The 13102-nt window shown below is 66.5% G+C and carries 14 protein-coding genes; 6 read left to right on the forward strand and 8 right to left on the reverse strand.

The window, feature by feature from the left end; all coding sequences use genetic code 11:
- Window positions 1-367: 367 nt before the first annotated feature.
- The 6 genes from ABQZ00_RS00955 to msrB all read right to left on the reverse strand — a co-directional run bounded on the left by ABQZ00_RS00955 (window position 368) and on the right by msrB (window position 4383).
- Window positions 368-652, reverse strand: a complete 285-nt coding sequence (locus tag ABQZ00_RS00955) for a DUF4031 domain-containing protein (RefSeq protein ID WP_323537833.1) — start codon at window positions 650-652, stop codon at window positions 368-370.
- An 8-nt stretch (window positions 653-660) separates the two neighbouring features.
- Window positions 661-1242, reverse strand: a complete 582-nt coding sequence (locus ABQZ00_RS00960) for a hypothetical protein (RefSeq protein WP_115554667.1) — start codon at window positions 1240-1242, stop codon at window positions 661-663.
- A 185-nt stretch (window positions 1243-1427) separates the two neighbouring features.
- Window positions 1428-2609: a flagellar motor protein MotB gene (gene motB / locus ABQZ00_RS00965; protein ID WP_323537832.1), complete on the reverse strand. Its 1182-nt coding sequence runs from the start codon at window positions 2607-2609 to the stop codon at window positions 1428-1430.
- Between the two features lie 10 nt (window positions 2610-2619).
- Window positions 2620-3474, reverse strand: a complete 855-nt coding sequence (motA, locus tag ABQZ00_RS00970) for a flagellar motor stator protein MotA (protein ID WP_055847909.1) — start codon at window positions 3472-3474, stop codon at window positions 2620-2622.
- Between the two features lie 97 nt (window positions 3475-3571).
- Window positions 3572-3751 (reverse strand): hypothetical protein, encoded by a 180-nt coding sequence (locus tag ABQZ00_RS00975; RefSeq protein ID WP_323537831.1) that lies wholly within the window; start codon window positions 3749-3751, stop codon window positions 3572-3574.
- A gap of 167 nt (window positions 3752-3918) precedes the next feature.
- Complete coding sequence (gene msrB, locus ABQZ00_RS00980; RefSeq protein WP_055847914.1) at window positions 3919-4383, reverse strand: peptide-methionine (R)-S-oxide reductase MsrB; 465 nt, start codon at window positions 4381-4383, stop codon at window positions 3919-3921.
- A gap of 613 nt (window positions 4384-4996) precedes the next feature.
- On the opposite strand from msrB, the gene ABQZ00_RS00985 reads away from it, so the two are divergent.
- Window positions 4997-5425, forward strand: coding sequence for a hypothetical protein (locus ABQZ00_RS00985; RefSeq protein ID WP_323537830.1), 429 nt, complete (start codon window positions 4997-4999; stop codon window positions 5423-5425).
- Window positions 5426-5774: 349 nt separating this feature from the next.
- Here the strand turns inward: ABQZ00_RS00985 and ABQZ00_RS00990 are convergent, their stop codons facing one another.
- Window positions 5775-6254, reverse strand: a complete 480-nt coding sequence (locus ABQZ00_RS00990; protein WP_005992148.1) for an Lrp/AsnC ligand binding domain-containing protein — start codon at window positions 6252-6254, stop codon at window positions 5775-5777.
- A gap of 148 nt (window positions 6255-6402) precedes the next feature.
- Between ABQZ00_RS00990 and ABQZ00_RS00995 the strand changes: the two genes are divergently transcribed.
- Together ABQZ00_RS00995 and alr are read left to right on the forward strand one after the other, a co-directional pair.
- Window positions 6403-7692, forward strand: a complete 1290-nt coding sequence (locus ABQZ00_RS00995; RefSeq protein ID WP_323537829.1) for a D-amino acid dehydrogenase — start codon at window positions 6403-6405, stop codon at window positions 7690-7692.
- Window positions 7692-8777: an alanine racemase gene (alr, locus tag ABQZ00_RS01000; RefSeq protein ID WP_323537828.1), complete on the forward strand. Its 1086-nt coding sequence runs from the start codon at window positions 7692-7694 to the stop codon at window positions 8775-8777. The genes ABQZ00_RS00995 and alr overlap by 1 nt, the downstream gene beginning before the upstream one ends.
- 523 nt (window positions 8778-9300) lie before the next feature.
- Here alr and ABQZ00_RS01005 read toward each other — a convergent pair.
- Window positions 9301-9876 carry a DUF3016 domain-containing protein gene (locus tag ABQZ00_RS01005; RefSeq protein WP_323537827.1) on the reverse strand — a complete coding sequence of 192 codons (576 nt, stop codon included), beginning with the start codon at window positions 9874-9876 and terminating at the stop codon, window positions 9301-9303.
- 248 nt (window positions 9877-10124) lie between these two features.
- On the opposite strand from ABQZ00_RS01005, the gene ABQZ00_RS01010 reads away from it, so the two are divergent.
- The 3 genes from ABQZ00_RS01010 (at window position 10125) to ABQZ00_RS01020 (ending at window position 13005) form a co-directional block, all read left to right on the forward strand.
- Window positions 10125-10571, forward strand: coding sequence for a hypothetical protein (locus ABQZ00_RS01010; RefSeq protein ID WP_323537826.1), 447 nt, complete (start codon window positions 10125-10127; stop codon window positions 10569-10571).
- Window positions 10558-10848, forward strand: coding sequence for a hypothetical protein (locus ABQZ00_RS01015; protein ID WP_055847930.1), 291 nt, complete (start codon window positions 10558-10560; stop codon window positions 10846-10848). Before ABQZ00_RS01010 ends, ABQZ00_RS01015 begins: the two co-directional genes overlap by 14 nt.
- 123 nt (window positions 10849-10971) lie before the next feature.
- Entirely contained in the window at window positions 10972-13005 is a 2034-nt protein-coding gene (locus ABQZ00_RS01020) for a PAS domain-containing hybrid sensor histidine kinase/response regulator (RefSeq protein ID WP_115562952.1), read from the forward strand.
- Window positions 13006-13102 lie beyond the last annotated feature (97 nt).

A 13102-nucleotide genomic window follows, 5' to 3' on the forward strand; every position in this document is an offset into this window, starting at 1 on the left:
GATAGTGACAGGCTTGTGCGTGGGCACGGAAGCGGCTTCGCCGGTCACACGGGTGTGTGCGCCACAGGCGTCATCGGGTTGCAAAGATGCATGCGTTGTATGCGCAAGCATGATGCGCAGTTGCAGCGCCATGCGTGTTTCGCCTGCGCGCGACTCGCGTTGGTTGCGTCATCGTGCTGATCTGCGCTGCTGTCTGCGGCGTTAGGTGTGCGGCTTGCGGTTTGATGTGGCGCTGCAACACCTGGAGACGCCGGCGTGCTGCTGCCAGCCAACGCACAACATTGCCGGTCTCGCGCGATGGCTGCGGCCATGCGCATTCGGCGGTGCCCGTCCCTGTCGCGTAACTGGCGCGATCGCTGGATCGGCGCTACGGCACCTCACCGCGCGCCTGCGCACGTGCATTGGCAATCAGCGCCTTGAGCAGTGCGCGATCGGTATGGCGGGAGATGGGGATGGTGCCCAGGGCGATGGCCTCCAGGCGTAGCGATGCGGGCACGTCGTAGTGCGCACCACTGAGTTTGTTCTGGAAGGCGCGGCGGGGAATACCCAACCGCGCCGCCATGGCATGCAGCTCGTCCAGCGTATCGCCGAGCAGGTGCGCCCAGCGCTGGTTGCGCCACAGATGCACCGCATCGTCGATGTAGACAGCCATCGGCCGGGTCAGGCCTTCTTGGATTTCTTCGGCTTTTTAGCGGCGTTCTCGCCGTCGGCGTCGTCCGTTGCGGCATCGGAGCTGGCGTCTGCGTCTGCCGCGCTGTCGTCGTCGCTGGCAGCGTCGTCGCCAGCCGCCTCTTCTGCAACGGCGTCGGTGCCGGCATCGTCGGCTGCGTCTTCGGCCTCGCCGTCTTCATCGGCATCGGCGTTCTGGAATTCGGCCACCAGCGTGGTCAGATATTCCTCGGCGGTCTGGCCTTCTTCGGCGGCCAGGTCGTCGATCATCTGCTGCAGCTGGGTCGAATATTCCAGCGAGATGGTCTTGCCTTCGGCTTCCTGCAGGTTGGCCAGGTGCTTGAGCATGGCCAGCATCGGAACCGGGTTGTCGGCGCTGCCCATGGTCTGGCCGCCGATCGACAGCATCCACTCGCTGCCACCCTGCAGACCGATCGCTGCCACGACACGGCCGTCGGCGTCCTGCAGCACGGCGTGGTTGGTGACCTGGGGCGCCTGGCCCAGACGGACGATGGGGCGCTTGGGGAGCTGCTTCTTGCGCTTGTCGCGCTTGGCCTTGGAATTGCGGGACACGGTGTTCTCGACGCTGGGAATGGCCGGCCATTCTAGAACGTGCGCCGCACGATGCGATGAGTCGCGGGAATCGGCAGGGTCACGGGCCAGGCGGAGTCCACGCCCCAGGTGCGATTGCCTGGCAAATTCTGGAGCTCAAATCCCGAATCCCGCAGATCTGGTCAATCCCGAATCCCCAGCGCCAATCACTGCCCCTCCACCGCCACCCGCGGCGCGGCCACCGCCGCTTCGGCCGCCTTGGCGAGCGCAGCGGCCGAAGCCACCTGTGCGCTGGACGACATCCGCGGTGCGGCCGGGCGTGCAGCGGCCGTGCTGGCCGGCACCGGAGTCGCCTCCGCGGCGCCCTTTGCTGCAGCCGGCGGCGTCGTGGCCGACGCAGCCGGCGCAGCACCGGCTGCTGGCGCGCCCACCGTGGCCGTGCCGGTAGTAGCAGCGGCGCTGAGGTCCGGCACCTGGGTGTCGGCATCGTGCACCGACTTGCCCAGCGCCACGCCCTGTCCGGCGCCGGCCAGCGCCGCCTGTTCGGCGTCCTGGGTCATCACCACGATGCTGATGCGGCGGTTGATCGGGTTTTGCGGGTCGGTCTTGTCGAACAGCACCGATGACGACAACCCGACAACGCGGGTCACCTTGGCATCGGACATGCCACCAACCACCAGCGCACGCCGCGCGGCGTTGGCACGGTCGGCGCTGAGTTCCCAATTGGTGTAGCCGGCATCGCTGCTGTAGGCGGTGGTGTCGGTGTGGCCGGTGATGCTGATGTGGTTGGGCACCTGATTGATGAAGCTGGACAGCTCACGCAGGATGTCCACCGTGTACGGCTTGAGCTGGTCGCGGCCGATGTCGAACATCGGGCGGTTCTGCTTGTCCACGATCTGGATGCGCAGGCCATCGGGCGTGAGGTCCAGCAGCAACTGGTCCTTGAACGGCTCCAGCGCCTGGCTCTTGTCGATGGCTTCCTTGAGGTCCTGCATCAGCGCTTCCAGGCGCTTCTTGTCCTTGGCGCGGCTGTCCACGTCGGTATCGGCCGCGTTGTCGCGCTTGCGGCCCATCTCGTCCTTTTGCCCCTTGGCCATGTCGGCGGTACCGCCGAGCTTGATCATCGAGGTGCTGGCGCCACCGGGGCCGTTCATGCCGGGCGACGGCGCTGGCGATTTGCCGGACAACGGGCTGGGGTTGCGGAAATATTCGGAGATCGCCGCGCGCTGTTCCTTGGTGGTGGCGGCCATCAGCCACAACACCAGGAAGAAGGCCATCATCGCGGTCACGAAGTCGGCAAACGCCACTTTCCAGGCGCCGCCATGATGGCCGCCGCCCTGCACCTTCTTGACCCGTCGGATGACGACGGTGGATTTGCCCTCGGCCATGACCGCGGTCCTACTTGATCGTCTTCAGGTGCATTTCGAAATCGCCGAAACTCGGGCGCACGTTGGACGGCAGGGTCTTGCGCGCAAATTCCAGTGCAATTTTCGGGTTGTAGCCACGCAGGCAGGCCAGCAGCGCGGTCTTGACCGCTTCGTACATGCGCCCGTCCTGATCGGCGCGCGCTTCCATCGCCGCCGACAGCGGCGCCACGAAGCCATAGGCCAGCAGGATGCCCAGGAAGGTGCCGACCAGCGCGGCGCCGACGTGGTGGCCGATCTCTTCGATCGGGCCGCCGATCGACCCCATGGTGATCACGATGCCGAGCACCGCCGCCACGATGCCGAAGCCAGGCAGGCCGTCGGACACCTTGCTCAGCGCATGCGATGGCGCCATCGCTTCATGGTGGTGCTTTTCCAGCTCCAGTTCGAGCAGCGGTTCCAGTTCGTGCGGCTCGATGTTGCTGCCGATCATCAGGCGCAGGCAGTCGGTGATGAAATCCAGCAGGTGATGGTCGGCCACCACCTTGGGGTAGTTGCCGAAGATGGTGCTGTCCTGCGGTTTTTCGACATGGTCTTCCAACGCCATGAACCCATCGCGCCGCGCCTTGTTCAACAGCTCGTAGATCAGGCTCAGGGTGTCCTTGTAGTCGTCGGACTTGTAGCGCGGACCCTTGAACACGCCCAGCACGTCGGCGACGGTCTCCTTGACGATCTTGGCCGGCGTACTAACGAGGAACGCGCCCAACGCCGCGCCGCCGATGATCATCAGTTCGTACGGCTGCCACAACGCGCCCAGCTTTCCGTGCGACAGCACGTAGCCGCCGAGGACGCTGACGATGACAACAATGAAGCCAACGATGATGAGCATGGCGAAGCCGGAAGCAAGCTGGGAGTGCTAGTTGTTTCGGCTTGCGCGGCGGATTCTTGAAGTGCACGGCGTGAAGATGTGCGCTGTAACTGAACGCTCAGCCGATTGTCGTGGCGGCCTCATGCACGCATTTCAGCGCATCGCCGCCCCTCAGCGACAGCGGCGCGTCGCCGGCATATTCGCGGAATCGATTGCCCTGGGCGTCGGCAAACCGCATGCCGGAGGCGGCCTGGGTACCGGGCAGGGCCAGCATGCGGCCGGCGAAGATCAGCCGCACCGCCCGGTGGCCGGATCGAAACGGCCGGCGATCGCCCGCTCGCCGCAGCGCCAGCCCACTGCGTCTGCGAGGTGGGCGGCATCAGAGGCCGGCGTGGTGCTAGCTGCGGTCGGCACCAGCCGGGATGCGGCATTGCCTCAGCCACGCTCCCGGACCGGTCGCTTCCATCAGGCCGGCTGTGCCTCGGCGCCGTCACGATGCAGCGGGTTGGGCAGCGCCTGGCCGTTTTCGGTAAAGCCCAGCGACACCGAGTTGAGGCAATGCCGCTCGCCGGTCGGCGGCGGGCCGTCGGGGAACACATGCCCCAGGTGGCTATCGCAGCGTGCGCAGACGATTTCGGTGCGGATCATGCCGTAGCTGATATCGCGGATTTCGCGCACATGGGCGACATCGTAGGGTGCGAAGAAGCTCGGCCAGCCGGTGCCGGATTCGAACTTGGCGCTGGAGCGGAACAGCGGCAACCCGCACAGCCGGCAGGTGTAGACCCCGTCGAGCTTGTTGTCCAGGAAGACCCCGCAGAACGGCGCCTCGGTGCCATGGTGCAGCAGCACGCGCTGTTCCTCGTCGCTGAGCCCGGCGATCAGGGCATCGCGCTGGGCGGGGGAGGGAGGGGTCAGGTCGAACTGGCTCATAGGGCTCTCGCATGCGCGCGCTGGCGACGTACCGGCGTCTGCACAGGTGATATGGGCACGGCGGGCCCGGTTCAACCGTGTTGGCTGGCGACGGCCGGCGACGGCCGGCGACCAGCGACCAGCGACCAGCGACCTGCGACCAGCGACCGGTGAACGGTGAACGGTGAACGGGGAGCCGGGAGCGGGGAGCGGGGAGCGGGGGCGCAACGCTGGCCGACCCGTTCACCGGTCGCTGCTGCCCGCAGGCGCTCCCAGGCGAGGGCACACGCTCGCCGAGTTTTCGCGCAGACGTGCGGGGATCGGCGTGGTTGCATCGGTCGTTCTGCCGAACTGTCGTGGCGGCAATGCGCACCTGCGGAGCGCTTGCGGGGCAGGGGAGCATTGCCGAAGAGGGATGGAACAGTGAGCACCGGGGGTCTGCCAACGGTGGTTCCCATGCCTGATCGGGATCCGCTGCCGCAGACACCTCTGTTTCGCGCCCGGATAGGTCCGTTTCCCGGCACCTGGATGGTTCGTCGAGCACCGACGTTCATGTGCCGGCCGGGCACATCCATTGCCACGCAACGGTGGCGCCCCCATTCCGTAAGTGTCCCTACTCACTGCGGCGGCTGACATGGCGATCCATCCTTCCACGCGCGCCCTGATCACCTGCGCCCTGCTCGGGATTGCCGGTGCTGCCCTGGCGCAGTCCGCCACCAGCACGCGCTCGTCGAACACGCTGCAGCCCATCGCGACGCCGGCCCACGCGCAGCCCAAAGTGGCGCCGCCGCGCGCGCTGCAGCCATCCAATGCGTTGAGCCCGGTGCCGTCACAGCTGAGCCAGCGCCCGGCCGCTCCCAGCATCCCCACGCGTGGCCCGGCCGCAACGCCGGTTGCGCCAGCGGGCAGTCAGGTACCGACCGCCACGCCGATGGTCTACGACCGCAACGGGCGTCTGCTGCAAGGCATGCAGCCGGCCGGCCCCAACCGGGTGCTGGATACCAAGACCGGGCGCTACTACGACGCCGTCCCGGCCGGCGACGGCATGCGCGTGGTGCGCTGACGGCAGCAGTAGTGCCTGCCGACTGTCAGCCAGTGGCAACGCCGGCATGCAGTGGCAACGTGGTCAGCGCCGCAGGGTGACTGTGCTTATCCCATCAGCGGCCATCCAGCAGGCAGATGCTCAGCCGACACACTCCCCGCACATCTGCCGCCAGCCGCCAGCCGCCAGCCGCTAGCCGCCAAACACCAAACACCAAACACCAAACACGAAGCGCCAAACACAAAGCGCCAAACACAAAGCGCCAAACACAAAGCGCCAAACACAAAGCGCCAAGCCGAGCCGGCCACCGCCGCAGCGGCATTGCCACCGGCCCTCGCGAGCCGCACTTTCGAATCCCCAATCCCCAATCTCACCCCTCAATCGGCAACGCCAGCGTCTCCTTGACCTCTTCCATCACGATGTAGCTCTTGGATTCACGCACATGCGGCAAGGTGAGCAGGGTGCTGCCTAGCAACTTGCGATAGGACGCCATTTCGCTGATACGGGCCTTGAGCAGGTAATCGAAATCGCCGGACACCAGATGGCACTCCAGCACGTTGGGCAGCTTCAACGCGGCGCGGCGAAACTCTTCGAAGATGTCGCCGGATTTGTAAGCCAGGCTGATCTCCACAAACACCAGCAGGCTGGCCTTGAGGTAGTGCGGGTCCAACCGCGCGTAGTAGCCGGTGATGGCGCCGTCGCGCTCCAGCCGGCGCACGCGCTCGGTGCACGGCGTGGTCGACAGGCCGACCCGTTCGCCCAGTTCGGTAAATGAAATCCGCCCTTCCTGCTGCAGGATGCGCAGGATCTTGCGGTCGATCTTGTCCAGCTCGCGCGCGCGGGTGGCCATGGGGTTTGTCTCCACAAGCTTTGACAGGAAGTTTCACTGCAAAGGCGAGTCGATTCCAGAAATCGCACTGCCTGGATCGCAATATACTGCGTCTAACTGTCTCCCCCAGCGCATGCTTGTGGGGGAATACCCTTTTCAGGAGAGCGACATGCGGGTGCTCATTCTCGGTAGCGGCGTTATCGGCACCACCACCGCGTGGTATCTGGCCCAGGCGGGCTGCGAGGTCACCGTGGTCGACCGCCAGCCGGCGTCTGCGCTGGAAACCAGCTATGCCAACGCCGGCCAGCTCTCGTTTGGCTACACCTCCCCGTGGGCCGCGCCGGGTGTGCCGGGCAAGGCGATGAAGTGGCTGTTCGAGCAGCATGCGCCGCTGTCGATCCGCCCCACCCGCGACCTGCGCCAGCTGACGTGGCTGAGCCAGATGCTGCGCAACTGCACCGCCGAGCGCTACGCGGTGAACAAGGCGCGGATGGTGCGCATGTCCGACTACAGCCGCGACTGCTTGAACGCGCTGCGGGCCAGCACCGGCATCGAATTCGAAGGCCGCCAGCTCGGCACCACCCAGTTATTCCGTACCCAGCAGCAACTGGACGCCGCCGCACAGGACATCGAGATCCTGGCCCAATACGGAGTGCCCTATGAGCTGCTGAGCCCGGCGCAGATCGCGCAGTTCGAGCCCGGCCTGGCCGGCGGTGGCGCACAGATGGCCGGCGCGCTGCGCCTGCCCGAAGACCAGACCGGCGACTGCCGCCTGTTTACCCAGCGCCTGGCCGAGCTGGCTGCGCAGGCGGGGGTGCAGTTCCGTTATGGGCAGCAGATCGAGCGCCTGGAACACAGCGGCGGCCGCGTCACCGGCGTGCAGATCGATGGCCGTCTCGACACCGCCGACCGCTACGTGCTGGCGCTGGGCAGCTATTCGGCCGACCTGCTGCTCTCGCTCGGCCTGCATCTGCCGGTCTACCCGCTCAAGGGCTATTCGCTGACGATCCCGATCGTCGATGCCGCGCGCGCGCCGACCTCCACGGTGCTGGACGAAAGCTACAAGATCGCGCTCACCCGCTTCGACGACCGTATCCGCGTCGGCGGCATGGCCGAGGTGGCCGGCTTCGACCTGTCGCTGAACCCGCGCCGTCGCGCCACCCTGGAAATGGTGGTCAACGACCTGTATCCCGGCGGCGGCGATCTGGCCCGGGCCGAGTTCTGGACCGGCCTGCGCCCGGCCACCCCGGACGGCACGCCGGTGGTGGGCGCCACCCCGTACGCCAACCTGTTCCTCAATACCGGCCATGGCACGCTGGGTTGGACCATGGCCTGTGGCTCCGGCCGTTACCTGGCCGACCTGATGCAGGGCCGCACGCCCGAGATCGATACCGAGGGCCTGGACGTATTCCGTTACCTGTCCACGCGCAGCCAGCGCCCGCAGCGGGAGGCCGCGTAGTGCGTCCTGCGCAAGCGTCGATCGATCTGGATGCAGTGCGTCACAACTACCGCCTGGCCAAGCAGCTGGGCGGCGGCAAGGCGCTGGCGGTAGTCAAGGCCGATGCCTACGGGCACGGCGCGGTGCGCTGCGCGCAGGCGCTGGAGCCGGAGGCCGACGGCTTTGCGGTGGCATGCATCGAAGAAGCGTTGGAACTGCGCCAGGCCGGCATCCGCGCACCGATCCTGCTGCTGGAAGGTTTTTTCGAGCAGGACGAGCTGCGCCTGATCGCCGAGCATGATCTGTGGACGGTGGTAGCCACGCCGCAACAGGTACGCGCGCTGGCCGAGTTCCAAAGCCCGCGCCCGTTGCGTATCTGGCTGAAGCTGGACAGCGGCATGCACCGGCTGGGGCTGTCGCCGGAGGATTTTCGCGCCGCCTGGCTGCGTCTGCGCGGGCTGCCGCAGATCGCCTCGCTGGTGTTGATGACGCATCTGGCGCGCGCCGACGAGCTGGAATGCAGCCGTACCGACGAACAGGCGGTGGCGTTCGCGCTCACCGCTGGCGGCATGCGTGCGGAAACCAGCATTCGCAATTCGCCTGGTCTGCTGGGCTGGCCGGCACTGCGCAACGATTGGTCGCGCCCGGGCCTGATGCTGTACGGCGCAAACCCGTTCCCGCAGGACACCGAGATCACCGCGCAACTGCGCCCGGTGATGACGCTGCGCTCGCGCATTATCTCGGTACGTGACCTGCCGGCCGGCGAGCCGGTGGGCTATGGCGCGCGCTTCGTAGCCGAGCGGCCGACGCGCGTGGGCGTGGTGGCGATGGGCTATGCCGACGGGTACCCGCAGTTCGCGCCCAACGGCACCCCGGTGCTGGTGGATGGCCAGGTGTGCCCGCTGATCGGGCGCGTGTCGATGGACATGCTCACCGTGGACCTCACCGATCACCCGCAGGCCGACATCGGTGCCAGTGTCCAGCTCTGGGGCGATGCGCCACGCGTCAGCCCGCTGGCGACGCAGTGCAACGTCAGCGCGTATCAGTTGCTATGCGGACTCAAACGCGTGCCCCGGGTGTATGTGGGCGAGGCTGCAGCAGTGTGAACGACACGAGTGCTTTGCCCCTCATCCCAACCCCTGTCCCGAGAGGAGAGGAGAAGAGAGGAGGGGGGCTTCAAGCAGCAGCTCGCCCGCTTGCCCTTCTCCCGCCGGGCGGGAGAAGGTGGCGCGCAGCGCCGGATGAGGGGATAGGCGAAGCCTCGTGCAGGCTGGGCGCTACGAGTGCTTCGCTCTCCCGCGGGGAGAGGGGCCTGAGCGGCAGCTCGACTGCTTGTCCTTCTCCCGCCGGGCGGGAGAAGGTGGCGCGCAGCGCCGGATTAGGGGACGGCCGGAGCCTCGTGCAGGCTGGGCGCTACGAGTACTTCGCTCGTCCCTCACCCCAACTCCTCTCCCGCGGGGAGAGGTGCTGAGCAGCAGCTCGACTGCTTGTCCTTCTCCCGCCGGGCGGGAGAAGGTGGCGCGCAGCGCCGGATGAGGGGACGGGCGAAGCCTCGTGCAGGCTGGGCGCTACGAGTGCTTCGCTCACTCCAACCCCTCTACCGAAGTGAGAGGGGTTCGAAGCGTCAGCTCACAACCCAGCCGTACTGCGATCGCCGCGGAACTGCTTGCGTACCCAGTCGTCGATCATCGCTTTCTCGAAGCGCAGCGGGTCGCTATCGGTCAGGCGTGGGCCGCTCATCAAAAACGCCGAGTCCACCAGCTTGCGTTCGCCTTGGTCGATCACCTGGCCGTCGGGACCGGTCAGCGTGTAGGTAAAGCTCAGGCGCGGCGGATAGATGTCCTTGACCACGCGCACGTCCTGCATGCGCGGCCCGTGCCAGGGCTCGTACTGGCCGGCGCGGCGGATGTCGGTGATGGTCACGCTCAGGTGCTGGCCATCAGGGAGCTTGCGGGCGGCACTCTGCTGGAAATGGGTCGCCAGCTGGGTCACCCAATCGCCGCGCTGCGCTTCCCAGCGGTTGCCGCTGAAGCGCACTTCGGAGAAGTCGGCCGGGTCGGTCCAGCGCACGTCCACCTTGCCATCGCTGCTCAGCGCACGTGGCGCCTGCGGATCGGTGACGTTGCGTACGCGGGCCTGCACACCGGTCGCCGCGAGCAGTCCTGCCAGCAACAGGCCGGCGCCGGAAACACTGGAAAGTTTCATGGAAAGCCTCCAAGCGGAAGGTACGTTGCGTACCAGGTGTCAATGCAGTGTGGGGCTGCACCAGGCCGCCCGCAACGCACGCTGCGCGCGGGGGCGTCTTGCGTTGCCGCCCGGTTAATCCGCACCGCAGCGACCATGACGGCGAGTTCACTGCGCCTGCGCCCGCGCTTCACGGCACAGGCCGGAAGATCGTTCGCATGGACACCCACTCTTTTCGCACAAAGTCAGTTTCTTCGGCGCCGGCGCATATGCCGGCGGACGTGCGCCTGCAGTTCATCGACTGGGCAAAACAGCACGGCCACAATCCCGCCACCGGGGCCGCCGCCTTCGTCGCCTTGCAAAGCGAGGTGGACCTGGACCTGGCCACGCGCGCCCTGCACATGGAACCCGGTACCGACCCACGCGATGCGTTGCGCGAGCACCTGGCCGGGCTTGCACGTCAGGTCGATGTGGCAGTGCAGTTTCCGCCGGTGTACGCCTACACCGCCGCGACGGGTCTGGCCTATCGCTACTCGCTGATGCTGGTGATCGCCGAGGACTGTGTCGAGTGGACCGCGCGGATCTGGCAGGACCTGGATTACCAGGGAATGCTCACCGGCCGTGGACAAGGGCCGCGTGCCAATTACACCCAGCTGGCGCGCATGGCGCTGGAAAACGAGCTTGATCAGGAGCGCCCGCGTTATGTCCAGGCATGAATTGGAACTGGAACTGCCGCTCGGGGCGCAGGTGGCAACCGGCGACGACGGCTTCAGCCAGCGCTGCCGTGGCGAGTGCGCAGAACTGGGGTTGTCGCGGGTGAGGCTGCTACTGCTGGATGCCGACTACGCACGCTCCACCGCCTGGCGCGAAGAAGCGCAGCGCTGGATGGACGAGCAGTTGCGCCGTGAGGGCGAGTGGGTATTTCGCGGGGTGATCGCCGGCATCGTGGTGCTGGCGACCTGCATCGCCCTGGCCGCAGCCACGCTGTGGTGAGCCCGCGACACAGGGGCGGAATGGCGCCCTGCAATGGCGGCGTGAACCAGCCCGGCCCCCTGTGCACCCGCTGACGACATCGGCCGTGGTTTCATCTGCCCGTCATCCGCTCCGGCAGCATCCGTGGTTTCCGATTTGAGCACCTCATCTTCCAGCCCCGATCTGGCTGCCGCCTTGCCGGCCGTCATCGCCGAGCCGTTTCTCGATCCGGCGATGTATCACGAGATCTTCCACAACATCGATGCCGGTTTCTGCGTCATCGACATGGTGTTCGAGGGCGAGCAGGCGGTCGATTATGTGATCCGCACGACCAATGGCGCGTTCGAGCGCTATACCGGTCTGTCCAATGCGCTCAATGTGTCCATTCGCGACATGCTCCCCGAGCATGAGCAGGAATGGTTCGACCGTTACGGCCAGGTCGCCCGCACCGGCAACCGCATTCACTTCGAAATGCAGGCCAAAGCGCTGCGGCGCTGGTACTCGGTGGACGCGTTCCGGGTTGGTCAGCCGGAGCAGGCGCGGGTCGCGGTGCTGTTCATGGACATTACCGAGCGCAAACGCGTGGAGCGCGAGCTGGCCGAAAGCGAGGCGCGTTTTTCCGCGCTGGCGGACGGCCTGCCGATGCCGGTCTGGGTGTTGGACGCCCAGGGCGTGGTGCGCTTCGTCAATAGTGCGTACGGCGAATTCTTCGGCCTGGATATTTCCAGCGGCACCGTGTCGGCATGGAGCGAATTGCTGCACCCGGACGATCTACCTGTCTTCCAGTTCGAGCTCTCCGCCGCGCTGGAAGAGCAACGCGGCTTGCGTGCGCTGGTGCGTGCGCGCCGCCACGACGGGCAGTGGCGCTGGATCGAAATGACCGCCACACCGCGCTATTCGGCCGATGGGCGTTTCATCGGCCTGGCCGGCAGCAGCCCGGACGTGACCGAGCAGCGCGAAATCGAACTGGCCCGCGAGCAACTGCTGGAATCGGAGCGCAGTGCGCGTAACGAAGCCGAAAGCATGGCGCGGCTGAAGGACGAGTTCCTTGCCACGCTGTCGCATGAGTTGCGCACGCCGCTGACCACCATCCTGGGCTGGAGCGAGTTGTTGTTGCAGCGGGTCGAAGAAGGACATCCCAATTACAAGGGCCTGTCGGTGATTGCCAGCAGCGCACGTGCGCAGAAGCGGCTGATCTCGGACATGCTCGACCTCAGCAGCATGTTGCTGGGCAAGGTGCAGCTGGAAGTCGAATCGCTGGACCTGGCCGAGCAGGTGCGCGAGGCGCTGAGCACGCAGGAACTGGCCGCCGACGGCAAAGATCAGGTCATGGAACTGCATGTGCCGCCGACACCGTGTCTGGTGCTTGGCGATGCCACCCGCTTGCAGCAGGTGTTGTGGAATCTGCTCTCCAACGCCATCAAATTCACCCCGGCGCACGGCCGCATCGATGTCACCATCGAACGCGACGACGGGCACCTGCTGGTCTCTGTGCGTGATTCCGGCGACGGCATCGCGGCCGAGTTCCTGCCGCACCTGTTCGGCCGCTTCCGTCAGGCCGATGGCACCACCACGCGCCAGCACGGCGGCCTGGGGCTGGGTCTGGCGATCGTGCAGCAGCTGGTGGAAATGCACGGTGGGCAGGTCGGCGCCACCAGTGGCGGGCGTGGCAAGGGCGCCACCTTTACGGTGCGTCTGCCCGAGCATATTCCCGATCAGGCCAAGCGCCCGCGCCGCGAGTTGCGTCGGCGCCTGATGTCCGAACAGATCGTCGAAGCGCGTGCGCTCAACGGCCTGCGCTTGCTGGCGGTGGAAGATCAACCGGACATGCTCGATTACCTGCGTCGCCTGCTTGAAGAGCAGGGCGCCGAAGTGGTTACCGCCGGCAGCGCCACCGATGCATTGGCATTGATCGATCACCGCGGCCACGCACGCTTCGACGTGATGCTGACCGACATCGGCATGCCCGGCATGGACGGTTACGGATTGATCCGCACCGTGCGCGATAACCTGGGTCTGGATGCCCATGCACTGCCGGCGGTCGCGGTGACCGCACTGGCCCGCGACGACGATCGCAAGCGCGCGCTGGACTCCGGGTTTCAGGAACACTTGGCCAAGCCGTATAGCGTGGCGCAGTTGGTCACTGCGGTCCGTGCGGCGCGCGAAGCGGTGGAGTGATACCGGCGCGGCGGCAACGTCGCGCAGCTGAAGGTGTCGCCACAGGCACGGGGCGCTCGGTTTAGGCGTGGACTGCGTGAGATCGCCGCCCATGCAT

It is taken from the genome of Xanthomonas sp. WHRI 10204 (assembly GCF_040202875.1).
Lineage (GTDB): Bacteria > Pseudomonadota > Gammaproteobacteria > Xanthomonadales > Xanthomonadaceae > Xanthomonas.